This window comes from Amycolatopsis sp. cmx-4-61 (assembly GCF_046548775.1).
Taxonomy (GTDB): Bacteria; Actinomycetota; Actinomycetes; order Mycobacteriales; family Pseudonocardiaceae; genus Amycolatopsis.
The window spans coordinates 1-24,092 of record NZ_JAEBEI010000011.1 but is presented as its reverse complement, the minus strand read 5'-3'; the positions used below and the strand labels follow the sequence as shown (position 1 = coordinate 24,092).

At 72.4% G+C, this 24,092-nt stretch carries 23 protein-coding genes; 9 read left to right on the top strand and 14 right to left on the bottom strand.

Going from position 1 to position 24,092, the window contains the following annotated elements; all coding sequences use genetic code 11:
- Window positions 1-219: 219 nt before the first annotated feature.
- Complete coding sequence (locus tag ACLJOU_RS27565) at window positions 220-969, bottom strand: SDR family NAD(P)-dependent oxidoreductase (RefSeq protein ID WP_410571557.1); 750 nt, start codon at window positions 967-969, stop codon at window positions 220-222.
- A gap of 56 nt (window positions 970-1,025) precedes the next feature.
- On the opposite strand from ACLJOU_RS27565, the gene ACLJOU_RS27560 reads away from it, so the two are divergent.
- Window positions 1,026-1,562 carry a ferritin gene (locus tag ACLJOU_RS27560; protein WP_410571178.1) on the top strand — a complete coding sequence of 179 codons (537 nt, stop codon included), beginning with the start codon at window positions 1,026-1,028 and terminating at the stop codon, window positions 1,560-1,562.
- Between the two features lie 365 nt (window positions 1,563-1,927).
- Window positions 1,928-2,557 (top strand): PaaI family thioesterase, encoded by a 630-nt coding sequence (locus tag ACLJOU_RS27555; RefSeq protein WP_410571176.1) that lies wholly within the window; start codon window positions 1,928-1,930, stop codon window positions 2,555-2,557.
- A 24-nt stretch (window positions 2,558-2,581) separates the two neighbouring features.
- Here ACLJOU_RS27555 and ACLJOU_RS27550 read toward each other — a convergent pair whose 3' ends face one another.
- Genes ACLJOU_RS27550 through ACLJOU_RS27525 form a run of 6 tightly spaced genes read right to left on the bottom strand, consistent with a single transcriptional unit; the run spans window position 2,582 to window position 7,445 of the window.
- The gene (locus ACLJOU_RS27550) at window positions 2,582-3,079 is read right to left on the bottom strand and encodes a nucleotidyltransferase domain-containing protein (protein ID WP_410571174.1); all 498 of its coding nucleotides are present in this window, start codon (window positions 3,077-3,079) and stop codon (window positions 2,582-2,584) included.
- 9 nt (window positions 3,080-3,088) lie between these two features.
- On the bottom strand, window positions 3,089-3,847 hold the full coding sequence (locus ACLJOU_RS27545) for an MHYT domain-containing protein (RefSeq protein ID WP_410571555.1): 759 nt from the start codon (window positions 3,845-3,847) through the stop codon (window positions 3,089-3,091).
- A 20-nt stretch (window positions 3,848-3,867) separates the two neighbouring features.
- Window positions 3,868-4,455 (bottom strand): GTP-binding protein, encoded by a 588-nt coding sequence (locus ACLJOU_RS27540; protein ID WP_410571173.1) that lies wholly within the window; start codon window positions 4,453-4,455, stop codon window positions 3,868-3,870.
- The gene (locus tag ACLJOU_RS27535) at window positions 4,436-4,813 is read right to left on the bottom strand and encodes a DUF742 domain-containing protein (protein WP_410571172.1); all 378 of its coding nucleotides are present in this window, start codon (window positions 4,811-4,813) and stop codon (window positions 4,436-4,438) included. The genes ACLJOU_RS27540 and ACLJOU_RS27535 overlap by 20 nt, the downstream gene beginning before the upstream one ends.
- Window positions 4,810-5,244 carry a roadblock/LC7 domain-containing protein gene (locus tag ACLJOU_RS27530; protein ID WP_410571170.1) on the bottom strand — a complete coding sequence of 145 codons (435 nt, stop codon included), beginning with the start codon at window positions 5,242-5,244 and terminating at the stop codon, window positions 4,810-4,812. Before ACLJOU_RS27530 ends, ACLJOU_RS27535 begins: the two co-directional genes overlap by 4 nt.
- Entirely contained in the window at window positions 5,241-7,445 is a 2,205-nt protein-coding gene (locus ACLJOU_RS27525; RefSeq protein ID WP_410571169.1) for an ATP-binding protein, read from the bottom strand. The genes ACLJOU_RS27530 and ACLJOU_RS27525 overlap by 4 nt, the downstream gene beginning before the upstream one ends.
- Window positions 7,446-7,838: 393 nt before the next feature.
- Between ACLJOU_RS27525 and ACLJOU_RS27520 the strand changes: the two genes are divergently transcribed.
- From ACLJOU_RS27520 to ACLJOU_RS27510, 3 genes are all read left to right on the top strand, one after another.
- Entirely contained in the window at window positions 7,839-8,798 is a 960-nt protein-coding gene (locus ACLJOU_RS27520; protein ID WP_410571167.1) for an ArsR/SmtB family transcription factor, read from the top strand.
- A gap of 345 nt (window positions 8,799-9,143) precedes the next feature.
- Window positions 9,144-9,413 carry a hypothetical protein gene (locus ACLJOU_RS27515; protein WP_410571166.1) on the top strand — a complete coding sequence of 90 codons (270 nt, stop codon included), beginning with the start codon at window positions 9,144-9,146 and terminating at the stop codon, window positions 9,411-9,413.
- Between the two features lie 58 nt (window positions 9,414-9,471).
- Window positions 9,472-9,945, top strand: coding sequence for a DUF4383 domain-containing protein (locus tag ACLJOU_RS27510; RefSeq protein WP_410571165.1), 474 nt, complete (start codon window positions 9,472-9,474; stop codon window positions 9,943-9,945).
- A 104-nt stretch (window positions 9,946-10,049) separates the two neighbouring features.
- Here the strand turns inward: ACLJOU_RS27510 and ACLJOU_RS27505 are convergent, their stop codons facing one another.
- Window positions 10,050-11,072 (bottom strand): NAD-dependent epimerase/dehydratase family protein, encoded by a 1,023-nt coding sequence (locus ACLJOU_RS27505; RefSeq protein ID WP_410571164.1) that lies wholly within the window; start codon window positions 11,070-11,072, stop codon window positions 10,050-10,052.
- A 193-nt stretch (window positions 11,073-11,265) separates the two neighbouring features.
- Between ACLJOU_RS27505 and ACLJOU_RS27500 the strand changes: the two genes are divergently transcribed.
- On the top strand, window positions 11,266-12,858 hold the full coding sequence (locus tag ACLJOU_RS27500) for an ABC-F family ATP-binding cassette domain-containing protein (RefSeq protein ID WP_410571162.1): 1,593 nt from the start codon (window positions 11,266-11,268) through the stop codon (window positions 12,856-12,858).
- 255 nt (window positions 12,859-13,113) lie between these two features.
- Here ACLJOU_RS27500 and ACLJOU_RS27495 read toward each other — a convergent pair whose 3' ends face one another.
- Window positions 13,114-14,142, bottom strand: a complete 1,029-nt coding sequence (locus tag ACLJOU_RS27495; protein WP_410571160.1) for an alpha/beta fold hydrolase — start codon at window positions 14,140-14,142, stop codon at window positions 13,114-13,116.
- Between the two features lie 94 nt (window positions 14,143-14,236).
- Window positions 14,237-17,032 (bottom strand): AAA family ATPase, encoded by a 2,796-nt coding sequence (locus ACLJOU_RS27490; protein ID WP_410571158.1) that lies wholly within the window; start codon window positions 17,030-17,032, stop codon window positions 14,237-14,239.
- A gap of 122 nt (window positions 17,033-17,154) precedes the next feature.
- On the opposite strand from ACLJOU_RS27490, the gene ACLJOU_RS27485 reads away from it, so the two are divergent.
- The gene (locus ACLJOU_RS27485; RefSeq protein WP_410571157.1) at window positions 17,155-18,660 is read left to right on the top strand and encodes a tannase/feruloyl esterase family alpha/beta hydrolase; all 1,506 of its coding nucleotides are present in this window, start codon (window positions 17,155-17,157) and stop codon (window positions 18,658-18,660) included.
- A 60-nt stretch (window positions 18,661-18,720) separates the two neighbouring features.
- On the opposite strand, the gene ACLJOU_RS27480 is transcribed toward ACLJOU_RS27485, so the two are convergent.
- The 3 genes from ACLJOU_RS27480 to ACLJOU_RS27470 are packed head-to-tail and all read right to left on the bottom strand — an operon-like array spanning window position 18,721 to window position 21,742.
- Window positions 18,721-19,935 carry an amidohydrolase family protein gene (locus tag ACLJOU_RS27480; RefSeq protein ID WP_410571155.1) on the bottom strand — a complete coding sequence of 405 codons (1,215 nt, stop codon included), beginning with the start codon at window positions 19,933-19,935 and terminating at the stop codon, window positions 18,721-18,723.
- Window positions 19,932-20,354 carry a GAF domain-containing protein gene (locus ACLJOU_RS27475; protein WP_410571153.1) on the bottom strand — a complete coding sequence of 141 codons (423 nt, stop codon included), beginning with the start codon at window positions 20,352-20,354 and terminating at the stop codon, window positions 19,932-19,934. Before ACLJOU_RS27475 ends, ACLJOU_RS27480 begins: the two co-directional genes overlap by 4 nt.
- Complete coding sequence (locus ACLJOU_RS27470; RefSeq protein ID WP_410571151.1) at window positions 20,351-21,742, bottom strand: MFS transporter; 1,392 nt, start codon at window positions 21,740-21,742, stop codon at window positions 20,351-20,353. The genes ACLJOU_RS27475 and ACLJOU_RS27470 overlap by 4 nt, the downstream gene beginning before the upstream one ends.
- 116 nt (window positions 21,743-21,858) lie before the next feature.
- Here ACLJOU_RS27470 and ACLJOU_RS27465 point away from each other — a divergent pair, with 116 nt between their 5' ends.
- Window positions 21,859-22,728 (top strand): MurR/RpiR family transcriptional regulator, encoded by an 870-nt coding sequence (locus ACLJOU_RS27465; protein ID WP_410571149.1) that lies wholly within the window; start codon window positions 21,859-21,861, stop codon window positions 22,726-22,728.
- Window positions 22,729-22,806: 78 nt separating this feature from the next.
- On the opposite strand, the gene ACLJOU_RS27460 is transcribed toward ACLJOU_RS27465, so the two are convergent.
- Entirely contained in the window at window positions 22,807-23,532 is a 726-nt protein-coding gene (locus ACLJOU_RS27460) for an ANTAR domain-containing response regulator (protein ID WP_410571553.1), read from the bottom strand.
- 174 nt (window positions 23,533-23,706) lie between these two features.
- On the opposite strand from ACLJOU_RS27460, the gene ACLJOU_RS27455 reads away from it, so the two are divergent.
- Window positions 23,707-24,003, top strand: coding sequence for a DUF3140 domain-containing protein (locus tag ACLJOU_RS27455; protein ID WP_410571148.1), 297 nt, complete (start codon window positions 23,707-23,709; stop codon window positions 24,001-24,003).
- Window positions 24,004-24,092 lie beyond the last annotated feature (89 nt).

Here is a 24,092-nt window from a genome sequence, read left to right as displayed (position 1 = left end):
CTCCTCCCGCATCGGGGTCAGGAACAATTCGCCGGTGGCGATCGAAACTTTCGCCAGCGAATCCGAAATTCGACGATTTCCTGAAACTTTCGCTTTTACTGTTAGCGATAACATTCGATTGTCGGCCACAGCTTAAACCCGCACGCCACCCGTTGACAACGGTCGATGACGGACCCGTCACGCGCGGCGAAGAAATTCGTCCACTGTGGACGAGAGAGGTCACCAGGTCGGGTGCGCGGTGACCCCGCCGTCGACGACGAGGTCGTGACCGGTGATCCAGGACGCCAGCGGCGAAGCCAGGAACACGCACGCGTTCCCGACGTCGGCGGGGGTCCCCAGCCGGCCCAGCGGGGCCGCGCGCCGCCAGCGCTCGACGCCCTCCGGCCAGTCCTCGGCCAGGCCGGGGCGCGAAACCAGCCCCGGCGACACGGTGTTGACGCGGATCCCGCGCGGCCCGTACTCGAGCGCGGCACCGCGGGCGTGCATCACCAGCGCCGCCTTGGCCGCGCTGTAGTGGACGTGCCCGTGCGCCGGCTGCCGCGCTTCGATCGACGCAATGTGCGTGACACTGCCGCCGTTGCCCAGTACCCGGACCGCGGCCTGGGTGCAGGAGAACGCGCTCGTCAGGGTCGCGTCGAGCATGGCCCGCCAGTGTGGCGCGCTGAGCTCCGCGAGGGGCTCGACGGGCTGGATGCCCGCGTTGTTGACCAAGGCGTCGAGCCGGCCACCCCATTCCGCGACGGCGTCGAGCAGGGCGTGGCAGGCCTGGTCGTCGGTGAGTTCGGCGGCAAAGGCGCGCGCCCGTCCGCCCGCGGCTTCGATGGCCGCGACGACGTCGTCGGCGGCCCCCGGACGGCGGTGGTGCACGGCCACGGCCGCACCCGCTTCGGCGAACCGGAGCGCGATTCCGCGGCCGATGCCACCGGAGGCGCCGGTGACGCAGGCGGTGGTGCCGGACAGATCGGGCAGGGCGGTCACCGCGCCGATCGTAGCTGCGCGGGCCGGATCCGTCGTAGGTTGTGGGCATGGCCGAAACCCGGAAGTTCGCCGGACTGCTGCAGACGCAGATCCGCCACGAGTTCACCGCCGCCCAGCAGTACATCGCCCTGGCGGTCTGGTTCGACGCCCGCGACCTGCCGCGCCTGGCCAAGCGCTTCTACCGCCAGGCCCTGGAGGAGCGCAACCACGCGCTGGCGATGGTGCGCTACCTGCTCGACCGCAACGAGCCGGTGGCCATCCCGGGCACCGGTGACGTGCGGAACGACTTCTCGAGCGTCCACGAAGCAATCGAGCTGGCGGTGACCCAGGAGCGCGCGGTCACGGCCGACATCCAGGCAATGGCGAAGGCGGCCCGCGCCGAGGAGGACTACCTCGGCGAGCAGTTCGTGCACTGGTTCCTGAAGGAGCAGGTGGAGGAGGTGGCCCAGATGTCAACGCTGCTCACGGTGGTGGAGCGAGCGGGCGGCAACTTGTTCGAGGTGGAGAACCACCTGTTCCGCGAGTCAGGAGCAGAGGCCGAGGACGCCCCGGACATGCCCCCGGTAGCGGGCGGCAAGCTCTGACGGAAGCCCCCCAACCGGAGGCAAAGCCCCCGGTGGCCCCAACCGGAAGCCGAACCCCCGGCAACCCCCAACGGGAAGCCGAACCCCCGGCAGCCCCTCAACCGGAAGCCGAACCCCCGGCAGCCTCCAAACCGGAAGCCGAACCCCCGGCAGCCCCGGATCCAGGCCGCAACCCAGACCCCCGCAACCCCGATCCGAAGCCCCAACACGGCCGGCGGCACCGGGTCAAGGCACGCTTTCCCGCCTTGACGCGGTGCTGCCGGCCGTAGTCACAATCACGGCTTCGGGGTTGCGACCCGACAATCGGCAGAGCGCGAACCCAGCTAGACTGGAACACGTTCTAGTCAACCGCCCCGGGGAGCCCGATGCCCGAAAACCCGTTCCCGATCACCAACGGCATACCACCCGCCCGAGCCCTACTCGGGCAAAGAATCCGCGACCTGATCCAAGCCTCCGTCTGCGCCCAGGACAACGACGCCAACCTGACCACCGCAGCAGAACAGATCGAAGCCATCACCGAGGCACTACGAGCCCCCGGAACCACCCCACCCCTGCTCCTGACCGCCCTCGAAGGCGGCGGACACCTCAGCATCAACAACCCCCTCGAAGGCCCCGGCAACCCCCTGGCCCCACCACTGTCCTGGACCAGGATCGACCCGACGTCCGTCTCCGCCGACGTCCTGCTCGGCCCCGCGCACGAGGGGCCACCCGGACGGGTGCACGGCGGCTGGGTGGCCGCGGTCCTCGACCACGTCCTCGGCCGCGCCACCGCCGCGGCAGGCTACCCGGGGATGACCGCGTCCCTGACCGTCGACTACCACCACGGGACGCCGTACGCGGTACCGCTCACGGCGGAAGGACGGCTGGTCCGCCGCGACGGCCGCAAGCTCCACGCCACCGGCGAACTCAAGGCGGGTGACGTCGTCTGCGCGTCGGCGACGGCGATCCTCGTCCACTTCGGCGCCGACCGGTTCCCGGTGTCCACGAAGGACTAGTCGAGCTAGCCCTGCGGCGGCACGTCAGGTTCCGGTGCGGTGGGAGGCCGGGAGTGCGAACCCGAACCGTGCACTCATCGCCCGGACATCGAGCAGATCCTTGGCCGCGGGCGGATAGGCGGTCTTGAACTGGAACATCCGTTCCGGGCTGATGCACCGCACCTGCTTACCACCGATCACGCCGACGCCGGTGAACGAGTCGTTCGGGTACTCGATCCCGTGGATGTGGTTGCCGTCCGCGTCGAACTCGAAGACGTGGACGTCCACCGACCCGCCGCCGGACCTCGCCAGCACGAAGTTCCACTCGGTGGCACCGGCTCGGCTCTCGGCCGCGTAACCGAGCACCGCGAGGCACTCCCGCAGCCGGGAGACCTCCGGGCGGGTGACCGCGACGTCGAGATCGTCGTGCTCCCTCGTCCGTCGGCCGAGCAGCGCGTCGACGCACCACCCGCCATCGATCCACACCTCGATCCCCGCAGCTCGGCACGCCCGCACGACTTCGAGGACCTCCGCCGTCTCCACGTCGTCAGCCTAACCGACGACCGTCGTGTGCCGGGGCGCCTCCGAGCTCGACGTCGCCATCAGGACCGCGCAGATCGGGACCGCCATCGCCAGCGCCGCCAGGACGAACACCGGGAACAGGAACGAGAACACCTCCGTGCCGGAGGGGTCGGGAGCGGCCGGGTCCAGGTGGACGCGGACCGCCGCCATGCCCGTGTAGTGCATGCCCGTCACCGCCGCGCCCATCACCAGGCCCGCCGCCAGCCGGGGCAGGAGCTTGTCCAGCCCGACGGTGAACCACAGCGCGGCCGTGGCCGCGACGACGGCGATCACCACCGACAGGACCACCAGCGTCGGGTCGTAGCCGATCGTGCCCTTGATCTGCACGGCCCACATCCCCGTGTAGTGCATGACGTTCACCGCGAGCCCGGTGAGCAGGCCGCCGAGCAGCAGCCGCTTCCACGCGAACCGGTTGCGGACGCCGAACACCAGCAGCCCGCAGAACACCGCCGCCACCGACAGGATCGCCGACAGCGCGGTGCGCAGGATGTCGTAGCGCACCGGCAGCCCGGGCGTGGAAAACCCGAGCATGGCGATGAAGTGCATGACCCAGATGCCGACACCGCCGATGGACACCGCCGCGAGCACGAGCCAGACCAGCCGGCTCCGCGGGCTGTCGGTGGACCGCGCCTGCAGCGTGCAGGCGAGGCCGAGGGCGCACCCCACCACCGAAGTGAGGTAGGCGAGCACGATGAGCCAGTTCCCCATCGCGAAGTCTTCGTGGTCCATGGGCATTTTCCGGGTCTCCTTCAGGCTTTCCGTGATCGGGGGGCGTGGTGCTCGGCGAGCGCGTGCTCGGCCGCGGCGATGAGGGTCTGCTTCGTCGACTCCGGCGAACGCGCGTCGCAGGTGACGACCTCCACCGCCGCCGGGATCTTGAGGGCCTCGCGCACCTGCTCGGGCCCGTGCTGGCGGGTGTCCTGGAACTGGTTGATCGCGACCAGGAACGGCAGGCCGCGCGACTCGAAGAAGTCGATCGAAGCGAAGGAGTCCGCCAGCCGGCGCGTGTCCACCAGGACGATCGCCGCCACCGCGCCGCAGACGAGGTCGTCCCACATGAACCAGAACCGGTGCTGGCCGGGGGTGCCGAACACGTACAGCACCAGGTCCTCGGCGAGGGTGAGCCTGCCGAAGTCCATCGCCACCGTGGTGGCGAACTTCCCCGGGACCGCTTCGGTCCGGTCGACGCCGACGGCCGCGCTGGTCATCAGGGCTTCGGTCCGCAGCGGGTCGATTTCCGAGACGGCACCGACGAACGTCGTCTTGCCGGCCCCGAACCCCCCGGCCACGACGATCTTCGCCGAGGTGATCCTTTTGTCAGAGCGCACGTAGTCCACTGAGGACCCTTTCGAGCAGGTCGTTCCGTTCGTCCCAGGAGGCGTCCGCGGTGAGCGTGTCGCGGATCGACACCTGGCCGGCGATGAGCAGGTCGCCGATGAGCACCCTGGCCACGCCGAGCGGCACGCCCAGGTGGGCGGCGACCTCGGCCACCGACCGCTGGTGCAGGCAGAACTGCGTCACCACGGCCAGGGGGTTGGTCGGGCTGAAGGGCGCCGCCCGGCCGTCTGCCGTGGTCTCCACGAGGGCTTCCACCGCCAGGTCGACCGTCGGCCGGGTGCGACCGGCGGTCCACGCGTAGGGGCGGGCCAGCGACGCCGCGTGCCGCCCGCCCTCGCGTCGCCGGCCTTCGGTCACCGGGCCGCTCCCGGGGCGGCCGCGGGCCGAGCCGGGGTCTCGACCACCTTCCCGACCCGGTCCACCAGCAACGTCATCTCGTAGCCCACCAGCCCGATGTCGCAGCCCGGGTTGGCCAGCACCACCAGGTTCGAGCCGTCGCCGACGTTCATCAGCAGCAGGAAGCCCTGCTCCATCTCGATCACCGACTGCACCACCCGTCCCGCGGTGAACAGGTCGGCGGTGCCGAGCGCGAGGCTGGCGAGGCCGGACGCGATCGCCGAGAGCTGGTCGGCGCGATCGCGCGGCAGGGTGTCGTTCGCCGCCACGAGCAGCCCGTCCGCCGAGACCAGTGCGGCGTGCGCGACGCCGGGCACCTCCTGGGTGAACGCCGACACCAGCCAGTTCCGGGACCGCTCGGCCACTTCCGCTCCTTCCTGCCGGGTGCTCATCGCTGCTCCCCCTCCGGCTCGCCCGAAACCCGGTGCCGGGCCGCACGCATGCCGCTGTAGTGGCGGGAAAGGTTGTTCCGCACCGCCGCCGGGTCGCGGAAGGACGTGTCCGCCGGCTGCGGCGCGCGCGGGCCGACCGAGCCCGGCGCGAGCTGCGCCCCCGGTGTCCGGGCGGGCAGCCCGGAGTCGGTGAACTCGGGGTCGTCGAGCGTGCCGATCGCCGCTTCCGCGGCCTGGCGGACCCGGTCGGCCGGCGTCGCCCAGGCTCCGGCCGCGGGGTCCGGCGGAGTCGCCGGGGGTTCGGCGAACCAGTGCGACAGCATCTGGTCGAAGATCGGCGTCGGCGGATCCGCCACGGCCACCGGCGGCGGTTCTTCGGCGGGCCACCGCGGTTCGAGCTCGTGCCGGGCCGTGCCGCCGACCGAGCCGTTGATCGAGCCGTTGACCGAGCCGCTGACCGAGCCGCTGACCGCGGGGGTCAGCGCGGGCGGGAGGGCCCGCGGCGGCAGGTCGACCAGGATCAGCACCCCCGGGACGTGCACGCTGGCGGTGATGCCGGCGCCGGCCGCGCGCGTGGTCGTGGGCCGCAGCCGGACGGTGATCCCGTGCGACGCGGCCAGCCTGCTCACCACGAACAGGCCCATCCGGCGGGTGGTCTCCGGGCTGACCGTGGCCCCGGCGGCCAGCCGGGCGTTCGCCGCTTCGAGGTCTTCGCGGGTCATGCCGAGCCCGACGTCGACGACCTCGATCAGCAGGCCGCCGTCGAAGCCGCGGTCGGCGGTGAGCACGACCTGCTCCTCCGGCGGCGACGACCGGATGGCGTTCTCCAGCAGCTCGGCGAGGATGTGCACGACGTCCGCGGCGGCTTCGGGCTGCACCGACCCGCGCGGCGCGTTGCCGAGGGAGACGCGCTGGTAGTCCTTGACCTCCGAGGTCGCGGCCCGCAGCAGCTCGACCGTCGCGACCGGCCCGACGTCGCGGCGCACCGGCTTGCCGCCCGCGAGGACCTGCAGGTTCTCGCCGTTGCGCCGCAGCCGGGTCGCGATGTGGTCGATCTGGAACAGCTCGGCCAGCCGCTGCGGGTCCTGCTCGTCGGCTTCGAGGTCCTCGATCACCGACAGCTGCAGCTCCACCAGCGACTGGCTGCGCCGGGACAGCGTCATGAACATCTCGCTGACCTGGATCCGCATCTCGGCCTGCTCGCCGACCGCCAGCCGCACGGCCTGCCGGTGCATGTCGTCGAACGCCCGGGCGAGCTGCCCGATCTCCTCCTCGGAGTCGACCGGGAGCGGCGGGGTCGCCCGCCAGTCGACGTCGTCGCCCTCCCGGATGCGTTCGATGGTGCCGGGCAGGCGGCGGCGCGCGGTGTCGAGCGCGGCGGCGTGCAGCCGCCGGATCGGGGCGACCACCGAGCGGGCCACGGCGAGGGCGATCGCGAGGGCGCCGAGGAGCGCGGCGAGCACCAGGGCGGCGTCACGCAGGGCGTCCGACCGGGCGGTGTTGGTCTGCGCCCCGACCGCGTCCGAAAGCGTCTTCACCTGCTCGGCGAGGAAGGTGCCGAGCATCGCGCGCTTCGCCTCGGCGCCTCCGGCGCCGAGACTGGTCGCCGCGGCGAACCGCGCGGCCGCCGCGCCGGGCGGGAGAGCGCGCCGGATCTGTCCGGTGATTACGGTTTCTTCGGCCGCCGCGCGCTGAGCCGCCTCGGCCGAAGTGCCTTCGGACCGGCCGGCCAGTGCCAACTGGCCGGCCAGGCTCGTCCGCAGCTGCACCAGCGATTCGGCGACGGTGGCCACGGTGCCGAGATCACCATTCCCGGCCTGCCCGACGATCCCCCCGATCACTTCGCTCAGCGCGACCGTGAAGTCGTGGTAAGCGGCGGTTTTCGCGGCGGGCGAACCGGTCTGCTGCCGCAGGTCGGCCAATTTACCCAGCTGATCTTCCAATGACCGCGACAGCTCCGGGGTGAGCTGGGAAAAGGCGGCGTCGTGGCGGACCGCGGCGGCTTTCTCGTCGACTGCCGCGGTCTGGGCGGCCGCGCCGTCGTGGATCATCTCGTCGTCGGCCAGCCCGGCGAGTTCGGAAATCCCTTGCACCACCGGCATTTGGTCGCGGACGGCGCTGAGCCCGCCGGCCTGGGCGAGCTCGGCCTGCACCCGGCTGCCCGCCAGCAGCAGGGCGACCAGGACGGGCAGCAACAGCACTACGGAGATCTTGGTGCGCAACCGCCAGCTGCCGGGATTCCAGGAGCTGGCGGAACGACGGGACGAGGGTTCGTCTTCTTTCATCGGTGGCGTGGCTCGATTCGTACCGGTGGCCCGAGAACGATTCCGGTTCCTTTTCCGCGGAATTCAGCCGACGACGTAACCCCGGTGGCCGTGGTGTTGTCAAGGAATGGCGGTCGTTTCCCCCGTACGCACCAATCACACAGCGTGAACTGCCACGCGACGGCTTTTTACCCTTGCGGAGGGTGAAGGGAGGTCGCCAGACCGTGCGGAATTGCGCGGCGGGTGCGTGAATTTCCGGCGGCCGCGGCCCGCGTCCGGGACTCCGGCGTTGCCCGTTACCCTCGGCCGGGAAAGGGGTGGCCGCCGTCGATGTTGAAAATTCACTTCACCGAAGCCGACCTGACGAAGGTGACCATCGCCGAGGACGCCGACCCGATGTGGGAACTGCTGATGAGCAGCTACCGCATCCGGCGGCCCGAGGGTGAGCCGTTCTTCGGCCGCTGGCGGCGGGGATCGCGCTCCGCGGTGCCGGCGTCCGGCCGGCTGCTGATGTCCGCGGTGCCGCCGTACGGCTACTGCCCGGACTTCCTCACCCCGGCCGGCACCCGCACGATCGGCGACGGGATCTCGGCGGTGCTCGAGACGCCGGCGCCCGCGCTGGCCACCGACGTCGGCGAGCTGGTGGCGCAGGGCACCCGCGTCCCGGCGTGGCTGCGCCGCATCGGCGACGGCGAACCCCGTGAGCTGCGGCGGCTGGGGGCGGCCCTGCACGACTACTACCGCCAGTGCGTGGCCCCGGACTGGGCGGCGGTGCGCCGCGCGGTCGCCCGCGACCGCCAGCGGCTGCAGGCCAACCTGGACCGCGGCGGGCCGCAGCTGCTGCTCTCGACCCTGCACCCGGAGGTGACGTGGTCCCCGCCGGTGCTGCGGGTGCGTTTCCCGATCGAGCAGGAACTGCACCTGGACGGCCGCGGGTTGCGGTTGATCCCGGCGTTCTTCGCCCACGGCATGCCGACGACGTACAAGGACCCGGCCCGGCCGCCGGTCCTGGTGTATTCGATCAGCCACCCCCGCTTCGACAGCGACGCGGAACCGGGCCCGTCCCTGGCGGCGCTCCTCGGCCAGACGAGGGCGAAGGTGCTGGTGACGATCGCGACGACGAGGTGCAACACGAGCGAGCTGGCCGACCTGACGGGCATCTCCCCGGCGACGGCCAGCCAGCACGCGTCGGTGCTGCGGGCCAGCGGGCTGATCAGCAGCAACCGGTCGGGGAAGTCGCAGATCCACGAGATCACGCCGCTGGGGCTGGGGATCATCCGGGCGAGCTGATCACCGGCGTAGCGCGGCTCGTTCGTCGAACGCCGAGCGCAGACAGGCCCCGCCGCGGGGCTGAACAGCGGAATGCCGCGCGAGCCGACCCCATCTGTGGCACTGACCAGCGGAAACGTCCCGTGCGTCGACCGCGCGTGCCCCGCCCGGACGCCCGGGAGCCGAGCCGTGCGAGGTCTTCGCTCGTCGTGTTAGCCTGTCGCCGTGCTGCGCCCGATGTCGTCCTCGCGACTCGTAACCCGGCGCGCCGGCTGAACCCAGGTCGCCGGCGCGCTGCGTCGGCGATCGCTCTTTTTCCGGGACCTGGCCCCGCTCTCGTGTTCCCATTCAGCAGGGAGATCCGCCATGTCCACTTCCTTCGCCGTTCCCGCACCCCGCTCGGCCATGCTGCTGCGCCGCCGGATCGCCACCTACTTCGTCGGCGGGGCCGACCAGATCCCGTCGCTCGTCGGCGCCCTCGAAGGCCGGCTCGTCCACGAACTGTCCGTCGACGTCAAGGACGGTGTCCGGGAGAGCAGCATGGTCTGCGCCGTCCTGCTGGCCGCCGGGGAAACCGGCCCGCTGCTCGACCGGCTGCGCGAACTGCCGTCGGTCGTCTCGGCCGAGCTCGCCTGAGCGTCCCGGGGCCAGGGGCGGCGGGTTTGCCCGGTTCGGGTCCGGGTAGCCGGGCGCCATGACCGAAGTCCACGCCCGGCCCCGGCGGAGCACCGCCCGGGCCGCCGCCCTGCTGTTCGGGATCGCGTTCCTGCTCGTCGGCGTGCTGGGGTTCATCCCGGGCATCACCACGGACTACGACGCGCTGAAGTTCGCCGGCCACGAGTCGGGCGCGCAGCTGTTCGGCGTGTTCACCGTGTCGGTGCTGCACAACCTGGTCCACCTGCTGTTCGGCGTGCTCGGCGTGCTGGCCGCCCGCGCCAACGGCAGTTCGCGGGCGTTCCTGATGATCGGCGGCGGGATCTACGTGCTCCTGTGGGTGTTCGGCCTCGCGCTGAACCACGACAGCGCGGCCAACATCCTCCCGATGGACAACGCCGACGACTGGCTGCACCTCGCACTGGGCGTGGCGATGATCGCCGCGGGCATCGCCACCACGGCCGCCGACCGGGCCCGGGGCCAGTACCCGGAACCGGAAAAGCAGGGCCACTGACCCAAGCGCCCCAAGGCGGCCTTGGTTGCGTCTGACGCACCGAAGGCCGCCTTGGGTGCGTCTGACGCACCGAAGGCCACATTGGGGCGCGGGGGAAGCGGGGGTCAGGGCTTTCGGCCGATGCCGGTGGAGACCTCGTGCAGGCGGTGCCGGTCCGGGGCCAGCGGGGCCGTGTCCGCCCCCGCGCCCGCGCGCAGGCCCGCAAGGAACTCCTTCAACGCGAACGCGGCGTCGTGCCGGGGCTGCCAGTCCAGTTCGGACTCCGCTCGTCCCGTGTCCATCACGGGCAGCCGCATGACCGCGTCGAACAGGCCGGGCGTCGCCGGGATCGCGTGCAGGCGCCAGGCCGCGTCCACCGCCGCGCGGACCACGCCCACCGGCACCGGGATCGTGCGGGCGCCCAGGAGGTCCGCCACGAACCGCGGGTCGACGACCGGGCCGGTCGCGATGTTGAACGGCCCGCGCACCGGGCGCGTCACCGCGCGGCGGACGGCGTCGGCGAGGTCGTCCGTGTGCACGATCTGGCACCGCAGCCCCGGGACGTCCGGCACCACCGGGATCAGGCCCGGCCGCACCAGCGAACCCGGCACGAACGGCCCGGCGAACAGCCGCCGCTGCTCCGTCGCGGCGCTGCGCTGGAAGACGAACCCCGGCCGCATCCGCACGACGTCGAGCTTCGGGTGCCGGGCCTCGAAGGTGTCCAGATACCGCTCCAGATAAGCCTTTTCCCGCGTGTAGGCCGCTCCGGGCCAGCCGTGCGTCGGCCAGTCCTCGGTCACCGGCGAGTCGTCCTCCCGCGGCGAGTAAGCCCCGATCGACGACGTGTAGACGAGCTTGGGCACACCCGCCATGGCCGCCGCCTCGAACACCCGCATCGAGCCGAGGACGTTCGCCCGCCACGTCCGTTCGGGGCGGCGGGTGGGCTGGAACAGCCACGCGAGGTGCACGACCGCGTCCGCGCCGCGGAAGTGCGGCACGAGGTCGTCGCGTTCGACGTCGGCCGTGACGACGCCGTCCGCCGGCCGCCTCGCGAGCTTGACGATGGTCTCGACCTGCGGATCCGCGCCCAACGCGCGCACGACCCCGGTCCCGATGTTGCCGGTCGCTCCGGTCACCACGATGCGCATCCGGGGCGGTTACCCGGGCCCCGGTCCGCCAATCCTGCTATCTTCGCAGGCGAAGATCGTCTGGAGGAGACCAGTCGTGGCAGGTGACGTCGACATCTCCGGGTAGCCCCGGAGTGCGCAGGCCCCCGGCAGCGCCGGTGCGGGCCGCCGTCGACGACCCCTTTTCCGATTTCACCCCATCGAGGTCTTCGCCATGTCCGAAATCGTGCTGTCCGGCCTGTCCTTCTCCTGGCCGGACGACACCCCCGTCTTCGACCGGCTGTCCGCCACGTTCCCGGCCGGCCGCACCGGTCTCGTCGCCCCGAACGGCTCCGGCAAGACGACGCTGCTCAAGCTCGTCGCCGGCGCTCTGCAACCTTCCGCCGGGAGCGTCACCGTCGACGGCGTGCTCGGCTACCTCCCGCAGGACCTGCCGCTGAGCGGGGAGCCGTCCGTCGCCGAAATCCTCGGGGTGGCCCCGGTGCTGCGCGCGCTCGCCGCCGTCGAAGCCGGGGACGTCGACGAGGAGCACTTCACCACCATCGGCACCGACTGGGACATCGAGGAACGGACCCGGGCCCAGCTCGACCGGCTCGGCCTCGGCGGCATCGGGCTCGACCGCACGCTGGGCACCCTCAGCGGCGGTCAGATCGTTTCGCTCGGCCTCGCCGCGCAACTGCTGAAGCGGCCGGACGTGCTGCTGCTCGACGAGCCCACCAACAACCTCGACGCCGAAGCGCGCCAGAAGCTCTACGCCGTGCTCGACGACTGGTCCGGCGGCCTGCTCGTGGTCAGCCACGACCGCGCGCTGCTCGACCGGGTGGACCGGATCGCCGAGCTCCACGGCGGCGAAATTCGGTTCCACGGCGGCAACTTCACCGCTTACGAGCAGGCCGTCCGAGCCGCGCGCGAAGTCGCCGAGAAGAACATCCGCAACGCCGAGCAGGACGTCAAGCGCGAGAAGCGGGAGATGCAGCAGGCCCGGGAGCGCGCCGCCCGCCGGGCGAGCGCCGCGTCGCGCAACCTCGGCAACGCCGGCCTGCCCAAGATCTTCGCCGGCACGATGAAGCGCAACGCCCAGGAGTCGGCGGCCAAGGCGGACGGCACGCACGCCGCCCGCGTCGGCGCCGCGAAGGCCAAACTCGACCAAGCCGAACGCGAACTGCGGACCGAGCAGAAGATCAGCCTCCAGCTGCCGCAGACCGAGGTCCCGGCGGGCCGGACGCTCTTCCTCGGCGAAGGCATGCGCGTGCGCGACCTCTTCGGCGGCGGCGCCGACCTGGCGATCCGCGGTCCCGAGCGGATCGCGCTGACCGGCCCCAACGGCGCCGGGAAGTCGACGTTGCTGAGGCTGGTCAACGGCGACCTCGAGCCGGACAGCGGCACCCTCACCCGCGCCGACGGCCGGATCGCCTTCCTGTCCCAGCGCCTCGATCTGCTGGACGACGACCGCAGCGTCGCCGCCAACCTGGCGGCGGCGGCCCCGGCGCTGCCGGCCGCGCAGCGGATGAACCTGCTCGCCCGCTTCCTGTTCCGCGGTTCGCGGGTGCACCTGCCGGTCGGCGTCCTGTCCGGCGGCGAACGGCTGCGCGCCACGCTCGCCTGCGTCCTGTTCGCCGAACCGGCCCCGCAGCTGCTGTTGCTCGACGAGCCGACGAACAACCTCGACCTGGTGAGCACCGGGCAGCTGGAAAGCGCGCTGACGGCGTTCCGCGGCGCGTTCGTCGTCGTCAGCCACGACGAGCGCTTCCTCGCGGAGCTCGGGATCGACCGGTGGCTGCGGCTCGAGGACGGCGAACTGCGGTGACGTACCCGGGTGACGTCGGGCGAGGGCACCAACCCGGAGCAGCTGTCCGCCGCGGGCTGGGCGTCCTGCTTAGGTGACTTCTCCCTCGGCGCGGTACTGCACCTGGAGGTGTCGGGTATCGACCGGGCCACGGCCGACGACCTGGTCCGGGACGCGCACCAGGGGGTGCCCGTACTCGAAGGCCACGCGCGGCAACATCGAGGTCGCCCCGCGCGACGCGCTGAGAAAAGGGGCCCGGGTGGCGGGCCCCTTTTCTCACATCCGGTCGGCGTCGATGACCGCCTGGGCGAACGGCCGCGGTGCCTCCTGGGGCACGTTGTGGCCGATGCCGTCGAAGATGCGGTGTTCGTACCTGCCGGTGAATTTCGCGCGGTAGGCCTGGCCGTCCTTGGCCGCGCCGTCGAAGTCGCTGCCGATGGTGATCGACGGGACGCCGATGGTCGCGCCGGCGGCCAGTTTCTGTTCGTACGCCTCGTATTGCGGCTCGCCCGGGGCGAGGCTGAGGCGCCAGCGGTAGTTGTGGATCACGATGGCGACGTGGTCGGGGTTGTCGAACGCCGCCGCGCTGCGGTCGTAGGTCGCGTCGTCGAACTTCCAGGCCGGGGACGCGGTCTTCCAGATCAGCTTGTTGAAGTCGTGGCGGTTCGCCGTGTAGCCGGCGCGGCCGCGCTCGGTCGCGAAGTAGTACTGGTACCACCAGCCGAGTTCCGCCTGCGGGGCCAGCGGCTGCCGGTTCGCCGCCAGGTTCGTGACGATGTAGCCGCTGACCGCGACGATCGCCTTGCAGCGTTCCGGCCAGAGCGCGGCGATGATGTCGACGGTCCGGCCGCCCCAGTCGTAGCCGCCGAAGACGGCCTTGTCGATCTTCAGCGCGTCCAGCAGGGCGACGACGTCGAGCGCCACGGCCGTCTGCTGGCCGTTGCGGACCGTGGCGGCGGACTTGAACACCGTCGGGCCGTAGCCGCGCAGGTAGGGGACGATCACCCGGTAGCCGGCGGCGGCCAGGACCGGCGCGACGTCGACGTAGCTGTACGGGTCGTACGGCCAGCCGTGCAGCAGGACCACCGGCTGGCCGCCGGCGGGCCCGAACTCGTGGTAGGCCATGGTGAGCACGCCGGCGTCGGCCTGCTTCACCGGACCGAGCGAGGTGTGCTCCCCCGACCCGGCCCGCAGGTCGGGCGCGGAGGCGGGTGCGGCCGCGGGAGTGCCCGACGAGCAGGCCGCCAAGGACGTCGCCGCGAGCCCGGCCGCGAACACCTGCCCGAACCTTCTCCTGCTGATCATCTGCTGCTCCTGCGCGAAAAGACGGTGGGACTTCCACGACGTTAGGAGCGGCTCGGTGACCTTCGCGCCCGTCGGGTGACGCAGCGCGTGTACGTCACCCTTCGAGGTTCTTCAGCTTCCCGGCGAGGTCGGCGCGCGAGCTCACGCCCAGTTTGGGGAAGATCCGGTGCAGGTGGGTGCCGACGGTCCGGTGCGAAAGGTACAGCCGCTGCCCGATCTCCCGGTTCGTCAGCCCTTCCGCGGCCAGCTGGGCGATGCTCAGCTCGTGCGGGGTGAGCTTGTCGCGGGCGTCCGGGCCGCGGTTCGGGCTCGACTCGCCCGCGCTGCGCAGCTCGCGCCGGGCCCGGTCGGCCCAGGCGGCCAGGCCGAGCGCGTCGAACGCCTTCCGCGCGGTGCGCAGGTGTGTCCGGGATTCGACGACCCGCCGCTGACGGCGCAGCCACTCGCCGAAGGCCAGGTGGACGCGGCCGCGTTCGGCGGGCCAGCCGGTCAGGTCGGCGCCCAGCGCCTCGGCGAACCGCTCGTCGCTCGGGTCGAGCACGGCTCGCGCGTACCGGAGGCCGATGTGCAGGGCAGGTGACGGCGTCCGCGCCGCGAGCGGCTCGAGCTCGGCGAGGACGTCCCGCAGTTCGTCGGTCCGCCCGGCCCGGACCGCGGCCTCGGTGAGTTCGGCGACGCAGTAGGTGCGCAACGCCAGCTGGTAGGCGGGGTCGGCGGGGTCGAGCAGCCGCCGCAGGTCGGCGAACGCGTCCTCGAACCGGCCTTCGCTCAGGCTCGTCAGCCCGCGCGTGAGCTGCACGGTGGCCAGCACGGGCCGGGCGCCGGCCGCGAGCCCGGCGCGTTCGGCCTCGTCGGCCAGGGTTTTCGCCTGCTTGTGCTCGCCGCGCAGGGCGGCGATCTCGGCCTGGACGGCGGTGGCGAGGCCGGCCATGAACGGCTGGCCGGTCTCCCGGGCGAACCGGACCGCCTCCGCCGCGGCCGGCCCGGCGCCGGCCAGGTCGCCGAGCCGGACGCGGCTCCACGCCTGGACGGCCAGCGCCCGCGGCAGCAGCCCGAGCCGGCCCTGGGCCCGCAGGCCGGGTGCCGCGGCGGCGGCGAAGCGGGCGGCCAGGTCGAAGGCCCCGACCTGCAGCGCGGCGCTGCCCAGGTACCGGTCGACCTCGGGATCGGCGCCGGTTTTCGCGACCAGCTCCCGCAGGTGGTGCAGGACGGATTCGCCGCGGTCGAAGGGCGCGACGTACGCGGTGACGGCGACGATCCGCGGGTCGCCGTCCGGGACGGGCAGCCGGTCGGCGACGTCGAGCAGGGCTTTTCTCGCGGCTTCGCCGGGCTCGGTCCAGAAGCAGCGCATGGCGGCGCTCCAGAGGATCCGCAGGGCGGCGTCGTGCTGCCCGCCGTCGGCGACGGAGGCGGCGGTCCTGGCCAGTTCGGCGACGCGGCCGGGATCTTCGCGGACGCCGTCTTCGAACTCGCTGAGCAGCCGCGCGGCGGTGGCCCGGCGGCGCGGATCGGCGGGAGCGGCGGCGTGGAGGAGCCGTTCGGCGGTCTCCCGGCGCCCGGACTCGACGGCCAGTTCGGCGGCCAGCAGCAGCCGGTCGGTTCTGGCTTCGGCACCGGGACTCAGCCGCGCGGCCTGTTCGAGAGCGGCGATGGCCGCGGCGGCCCCACCGCGCGAGCGCGCGCGTTCGGCGGTCCGCTCGAGCTCCGCGGCGACGGTTTCATCGGGCCCGCCACTGGCGGCGGCCTGGTGCCACGCGCGGCGATCGGGCTGGTCCCGGAGGGCTTCGACGAGGGCGAGGTGCGCGCTCCGGCGCTCGAGCGGAGTGGCCGAGGCGGGAAGGGCGGACCGCATGAGCGGGTGCCGGAAGGTGACGCAACCGGCCGGCAGGTCGACGAGCCCGGCCTCGACCGCGGGCGCGAGGATGGCGGGACCGGCGCAGAGCCCGGGTTCGCGAGCCGCGGCGAACCCGCCACCCGACCCGCTTGCGCCCACCTCGTCACCAGCCGCCGTGCCCGGCGCGGCGCCCGTATCACCCCTCCCGAGCAGGGCACGAGTCGCCGTCAAAGTCTCCGTCAACGATGTCGTCTCGTTCAGCGCCGCCACCAGCAGGGCCGTGCGCGTCACCGCCGGCAGCGCGGCCACGCGGGCCGTGAAGGTGCGCTCCAGGCGCTCAGTCAGCGGTAACACCGGATCGAGTCCGTCGACCTCAGTCATCGCCGCGGGGAGCTCCGTCAACGCCAGCGGGAGGCCCGCCGCCTCCGCCAGGACCCGCGTCCGGACCGATGGGGCCAGGCGGGGCGCGACCGAATCCAGCAGCTCGGCCGCCGCGTCCGCCGGCAGGCGGTCCAGCACCATCGGCGTCAACCCCGCGTCGGCCAGCGGAGACTCCGCGCCGTCGCGCAGCGTCGCCACCAGCACGATCGGCTCGTGCTCGAGCCGGCGCGCCACGAACGCCAGTACGTCCGCGCTCGCCCGGTCCAGCCAGTGCACGTCCTCGGCCACCAGCAGCAGCGGCTTGGCCGCCGCCTTCTCGGCCAGCAGCGTCAGCGCCGCCAGCCCGACCAGGTACGCGCTCGGCTCGGCCACCGAAGCCAGGCCCAGCGCCGTCTCGAGGGCGTCCCGCTGCGGTCCCGGCAGCTGCGCGACGCCGCCCCGGACCGGGTACAGCAGCTGGTGCAGCCCGGCGAAGGCCAGGTTCCGCTCCGCCTCCGCGCCGGTCGTCCGCAGCACCTTCAGCCCCGCCACCGACGCCGCCGCGGCCGTCGCCGCGACCAGCGCGGACTTCCCGATGCCCGCCTCGCCGCGGATCAGGACGCCACTGCGGCCGGCCGGCCCGTCGACGAGCTCGCCCAGCTCCTTCAGCTCGGTGTCCCGTCCGCTCAGCGCCATGGGCACGACCCTAGCCGAGTGACGTACGCCGGCAGCGTCATCCGACGGGCGCGAAGCCACCGGCCGCCCGCCTACCGTTCGACCGCAATGTCCACATCGGACGAAAGCGACCGGAGAGACCGATGAAACGCCTCCTTCTCGCCGCCGCCGTGCCGCTCCTGCTGACCACCGTCACGCAGCCGGCCGCCTCGGCAGCAGCAACCCCGACCCCGTGCGCCGCCGTCGCGGTGCCCGCGCCGCCCGGCGCGAAGATCGAGTCGGTGCAGGCCGCGCCCCAGCCGTCGTCCTGCCTGCTCACCGTCACGCTGACCCACACCGGCGCCGACCACGTCAAGGTCGCCGTGGCCCTGCCGGACACCGGGTGGAACGGACGGCTGCAGGCCCTCGGCGGCAGCGCCTACGCCGCCGGCAACTTCGACGCCCTCCCGCAGGCGGTCAAGGACGGCTACGCGGCCGTGACGACCGACGCGGGCGTGTCCCTCGACGGCCTCGACACGTCCTGGGCGCTGAAAGACGGCCATGTCGACCAGACGCTCCTGACCAACTTCGCCACCCGGTCGGTGCACGAAGAAGCCGTCATCGGCAAGGCCGTCACGCAGCGGTACTACCAGCGCCCGATCTCGTACTCCTACTGGACCGGCTGCTCGACCGGCGGCCGCCAGGGCTATTCCGAGGCCCAGAAGTACCCGCAGGACTTCGACGGCATCCTGGCCAACGCCCCCGCCGTCGACTGGACGCAGTTCGCGGTCGCCACCCTGTGGCCGCAGGTGGTGATGAACTCCAGTCACGACTTTCCCAGCCCCTGCGTGCTCACGGCGTTCCGGCAAGCCGCCGTGCAAGCGTGCGACGCGCGGGACGGCGTCACCAACGGCATCGTCGACCGCCCGGACGAGTGCGGCTACGACCCGCGCAGCCTCGTCGGGACGAAGCTGGTCTGCGACGGCCACGAGGTCACCGTCACGGCCGCGGACGCCGAGGTCGTGCGCAGGATCTGGGCCGGCCCGACCGACGAGCGCGGCCGCAGGCTGTGGTCCGGCCTGCCGAAGGGCGCGGACTTCACGTGGCTGGCCGGCACGCAGCCCGGCCCGGACGGCACCCTGATCGCGCCGGGCTTCCCGGTCGCCGTCAAGTGGGTGCAGTCGTTCCTCGAGAAGCAGGCCGGCTTCGACACATCGAAGCTGACGTACGCGCAGTTCACGGCCCTGTTCCACCAGTCGGTGCGCGAATACGACGACGTCATCGGCACGTCCGACCCTGACCTGTCGGCGTTCCGCCGCGCCGGCGGCAAGCTGATCACGTTCGTCGGCGCGAACGACCAGCTCATCCCGCCGGGCGGCACGCTGTCCTACCGCAACCGGGTGGAGCGCACGATGGGCGGGCCGCAGCGGGTGAACGACTTCTACCGGCTGTTCCTCGCGCCGGGTGTCGAGCACTGCTTCGGCGGTGGCGGCCCGGAGCCGACGAACGCGCTGGGCGCGCTGGTCGGCTGGGTCGAGCACGGCAAGGCGCCGGCCACCCTCGCGGCCGCGTCCGCGGACGGCAGGACGCGCGACCTGTGCCCGCTGCCGCGGGTTTCCCGCTACACCGGCGGCGACCCGGCCACGGCGTCGAGCTACCGCTGCCGCTGACCGCAAGCGTCCCGAGGCGGCCTTGCGCCTCACGCACCCGAGGCCGCCTCGGGACGATCGTCAGCCCGACACCACCGCGCCGCCCTGGACGACGTGGCGGAGGTGCTTCTGCTCGGCCAAGACGCCGATGTCCACCAGCGGGTCACCGTCCACCACCAGCAGGTCCGCGTGCGCGCCCACGGCCAGCGTGCCGACCTGGCCGGTGAGGTTCAGCAGGTCCGCCGCCGTCGACGTCGCCGAGCGGAGCACCTCCAGCGGGGACTGCACCTCGGCGCGCAGCCGGAACTCGTGGTTCTGGTGGCGGTGCATGCCGCCGAGCAGGTCCGTGCCGTAGACCAGCTTGACGCCGCCGCGGGCCGCGCGGTCCAGGGCCGCCAGGCCCGCGCCGAGGACCTCGTCGACCTTGCGCCAGCTCGATTCCGGCAGCCCGTGCTCGCGGCCCTCCTCCTTGAGGGCCCAGTACGTCACCAGCGTCGGGACCAGGAAGGCGTCGTGTTCCAGGAACAGCGAAACACTGCGGTCGTCGAGCAGGTTGCCGTGCTCGATCGACCGGACACCCAGTTCCAGGGCGCGGTTCACGGCGCGGGCGGTGTAGGCGTGCGCGGCGACGTACCGGTTGGCCGCTTCGGCCTCCTCGACGATCGCGCGCAGTTCCCCGGCCGAGTACTGCGTCGAATCGATGCGGTCGGTCGGGGACGCCACCCCGCCGGACGCCATCACCTTGATGTGGTGGGCGCCCTTGCGCAGTTCGTCGCGGGCTGCGGCGCGGACGGCGTCCTCGCCGTCGGCGACCCGGCCCAGGCCCGCGCAGCACGGGTGGTCGTCCTGCACGTGGGTGCCGCGGGTGCGGCTGTCGCCGTGGCCGCCGGTCTGGCTCAGCGCCCGCCCGCAGAACAGCAGCCGCGGACCGCGGAACAGCCCGTCCGCCTGGGCGTCGGCCAGGCCGAAGTCGGCGCCCGAGGCGTCGCGGACCGTGGTGAACCCGCGGTCGAGCATCCCGCTCATCGTGCGGGCGGCCTGCGCGGCCACGTAGGACGGTGACGACGAAGACAGCGAACCCAGGTCCGCGGTCGACGCCGTGACGTGCACGTGCGCGTCGATCAGCCCGGGCAGCACGGCCGCGCCCCGGACATCCAGCACGGGGACGTCGGCCGCGGCCAGGCCGGTCCCCACCTCGGCGATGCGGCCGTCGGCGCACCGGAGGTCACCCTCGGTGTACTCGCCGGACAGCGGGTCGAGCAGGCGGGCGTTGCGCAGCAGCAGGGATCCGGTCACTTTTCCTCCTCGAGCGCGGGCGCGGCCAGCGGGGCGAGCGCTTGGGCCACCTGGACCGAATCCTCGTCGTAGGCGCCCTCGGCGTCGAGGATGTTGAGCACCCCGAGCGTCCGGCCGTCCGCGACCACCGGCACGTTGATGATCGAGCCGCAGCCGAGGGATTCGATCAGCTCGTGGTCGGCGAAGATCTCCCGCACCGCCGCGCGGTCCGGGCCGAAGTACGGTTCCTGCGCGGTGATGCAGCGCTCCAGCCAGCCCGCCGCGACCTCGACGGTCTTCTCCCCGCCGACCGGGTACTGCGCCGGATGGCTGCTGTGCACGCGGCGCAGTGCCCGGCGTTCCGGGATCCAGGCGAGCACCGTGAACAGCCGCACGCCGAGTTCGGCGCGCACCCGTTCCTCCACAGTGGACAGACTCACTTCGTCATCTCCTTCGCGGCCGCCACCGGGGCGCCGTGTTCGGTCAGTTCTTCGAGCGAGCGGCCCGCGGTGGACAGGCCGAAGACGAGCACGCAGAGCACCCCGGCGGCCAGCACCGCCGTCGTCAGGCCGAAGACGCCGGCGAAGCCGAGGCTCGCCGCGGACAGGCCGATGATCGTCGGCGCCAGGATGCTGCCGACCCGGCCGAACGCGCTGGACAGGCCGGTGCCGCTGGCGCGGATCCAGGTCGGGAACACCTCGGGCGTGTAGGAGTACACCCCGGCGTAGGTGCCGTTGAGGAAGAAGGACAGCACCGCCCCGGCCAGCGTGATCGACCACGGCGCGCTCGTCTGGCTCAGCCAGAACGCACTCACGGCGGAGCCGGCCAGGTAGAGCGCGATGGTGTGCTTGCGGTCGAGCCGTTCGGACAGCCACGCGGCCGAGAAGTAGCCGGGCACCTGGGCCAGGTAGATGATGATCGAGAACTCGAAGCTCTTCGTCACCGTGATCCCGCGTTCCACGAGCAGCGTGGGGATCCACGAGAAGAAGCCGTAGTAGGAGAACGTGATCACGAACCAGACGGTCCAGATCACCGCCGTCCGGCGCCGCATCGCGGGGCTCCACAGGAACTTGAGCGCGCTGAAGAGGTTGACCTTCGGCGTCTCGGTCGCCGGTTGCGCGGCGGCCGGCGGCACCGGCGGAAGGGTGGTCCCGGTGGCTTTCTCGACGTCCCGCTCGATTCCGGCGACGACGGCCTCGGCCTCGGCGGCCCGGCCGTGGGCCAGCAGGAACCGCGGCGATTCGGGCAGCGACCGGCGCCACCACAGCAGCATGACGATCGGCAGCGCGGTGACCAGCTGCGCGACCCGCCAGCCCTCGGCGAAGGACGGCACGACGAACCGGCCGATCAGCGCGGCCGCGACGAAGCCGAAGGAGAAGAACCCGGCGAGCGCGCCGACGAACCAGCCGCGCCGCCTGGCCGGGACGAACTCGGACAGGAAGGGCGCGATGATCGCGCTTTCGGCGCCGGCCCCCGCCCCGGCCAGCACGCGGGCACCGAGGAAGACCTCGTAGTTCGGGGAGAAGGACGCGACCACGGAGAACAGCGCGTAGAAGGCCAGCGCGTACATCATGACCTTCTTGCGGCCGATGCGGTCGCCGAGCAGGCCGGCGGCGATCGCGCCGAAGAGGAAGCCGAACGGCGTCGCGGAGCCGATCAGGCCGAGCTGGCCGTTGTCGAGGTGCCACACGGCCTTCGCGCTGGGCAGCAGGAAGGCGACGACGGCCGAGTCCATGCCGTCGAAGGTGTAGCCGAGCCCGCCGATGAACAGCAGTTTGTAGTGGGGACGGCTCAGCGGGAGCCGGTCCAGTCGAGCCAGCAGCGTCATGGGGAACGCCTTCCGTCGGAGAGTGTCGACAACATAGACTGCATTTCGACAAAACTGCAACGTTCTTTGCAAAACTGCGTGCGTTACGGTGCACCCGACCCGAGGGGAGGCGCGAAGTGGCGGAGACCGACGACGGTTTCGAGGCGTGGCTGCGGGACCGGCTGCCCGACCGCGGCCTGCGGCCGAAATCGGCCGCGGTGCTGGAGGTCCTGGTCTCCCAGCCGAGACGGGCGTCGTTCGGCTCGACGGCCGAGCTGGCGCAGCTGGCGGGCGTCAACGTGGCGACCGTGACGCGCACGGCCCAGGCCCTCGGCTTCGCGGGCTGGCCGGCGTTGCAGCAGGAGCTGCGGGCGCGGTACATGTCGTCGCTGAGCGCGCCGCAGGTGGCCGAGGAGCACCGCGGCGTGGACTCGCCGGGGTCGGCGTCCCTGCGCCGTGACCTCGACGGCCTCGCGCTGCTGAACCGGCGGTTCGACGAGGAGGTGCTGCGGACCGTGGCGAAGGCGATCGGCGCGGCCCGCCGGACGCTGGTGATCGCCGACGGCAGCTACGCGGCGGTCGGGATCGCGATGGCGCACAACGCGCGCCTGGCGGGCTACGACGTCCACGCGGTGACGGCGGGCGACGCGGAGCTGGCGAACCAGACGGCCAAGCTGACCGCGGACGACGTCCTGGTGGCGATCAGTTTCTGGCGCCTGTACGAGAGCACGGTCCTGGCGGCGAACGAAGCCAGGACCCGCGGCGCACGGGTGTTCGCGATCACGGACGCGGCCAGCCCGGCGCTGGCGGGCGCGGCGGAGGAGGTACTGATGGTGCCGGCGGAGGGCGTGACGTTCTTCCCGTCACTGACGGCGGGCATGGCCCTGGTCCAGGCGATCGTGGCCCAGCTGGCGGCGGTGGACCCGGCCCGCACGAGCGCCTCGATCGAGGCGGCGGAGGCGATGTGGTCCCGGTTCGACCTCCTGCACCGGCGCCCGTCGGGGTAACGCGGAACTTCCGCACCAGCCGTCGGAGACCTCCGGCCGACGCGGTCCGGCGGGCACGGCCGTGCCCGCCGGAGCCGGTCAGTGCCGAGCCGGGCCTCCGTCCGCCGAGCTCATCCGCTTCGTGAACCGGGCGGCGACGTCCCGCAGCTTGATGTTCGTGTGCTGGGACTCCACGATCAGCCGGTGCATCGCCGCGTCCTCGTTGACCCGGTGGATCAGCATCAGCATGCCCTTGGCCTGCTCGATCACCGCCCGGGTCTCCATCGCGTTGCGCAGTTCGTCGGCCAGGCTGCGCGCCTCGCGGTAGCGGCGGGTCAGCCGCAGCACCGTCTCCACGCACAACGTGAACAGCCGCAGCACCTTCGTGTCGAACTCGTGGTAGCCGTGGCCCTCGAAGGCGAACAGCGTGATCGCGCCCACCAGGTTGTCGTCCACCCGCAGCGGGACCGCCAGGTAGCTGCCCACGCCGAGTTCCTTGGCCGCCGCCACGAACTCGGGCCACTGGTCGCCGGTTTCGGCGACCGCCACCCGGACGACCTCGCCCGTCAGCGCCGCGAGCAGGCCCGGACCGTCGCCTGCCGCGTACTGGACGTCGTCGATGCGCTGGGCCCGCTCGTCGGTGAACGCCGCGGTCTGCGTCACGCCGTCGCGGACGACCATGATGCTGGCCAGGTCCGCGTCCCGGACCACCCGGACCGCCTCGCCGCAGACCGCGTCGAGCAAGCCCGGCGTGTCGGACATCGATTCGAGGACCCCGACGAGATCGGCCAGCACGGCGTTCAGCTCGTCGACCCGCTCCGCCATGCCGTCGCCAGTGGTCGGCAAGGCCCACCCCTCCCATGCGTCAAGCGGCGAGCACGGGTTCGAGCTCGCCAGCAGCGTCAACAGAGACCACCGCTGGCGTTTCAACGGGTCCGGACGAATTCTACCGGCCACCGGACCCGGTTTGACGTCGGCCGCGCCGGGTCGCCCGGGACCATGGGCGATCCGGTGGTCGACGACGAGTTGTGGGCGGAGTTCCACCGGGTGGTGAACATGACCTCGCGCGAGCTGGAGGACTGGCTGCGCACGCGCGACGCCGGTCCGGAGACCGAGCCGCTCCCCGGCGAGGCGGGCCCGCCGACGGGCAACGAAGTGCTGGTCATCCTGCGCAAGCGCCGGTCCGACGTGGACCAGCGCGACGCGGACGTGATGCGCAAGGTCGTCGACCGCGTGCACACCCAGCGCCGCGACGACCCGCCTGACCCAAGCGCCCCAATGAGGTTTTCTCAGTAGCGGCCTTGGTGCTCGTGATGGGTCAGGACGAGGGCTGCTTGGACGATGGCGCCGATGCGTTTCGGGCAGAGAGTGACCCGTCGTAGGGC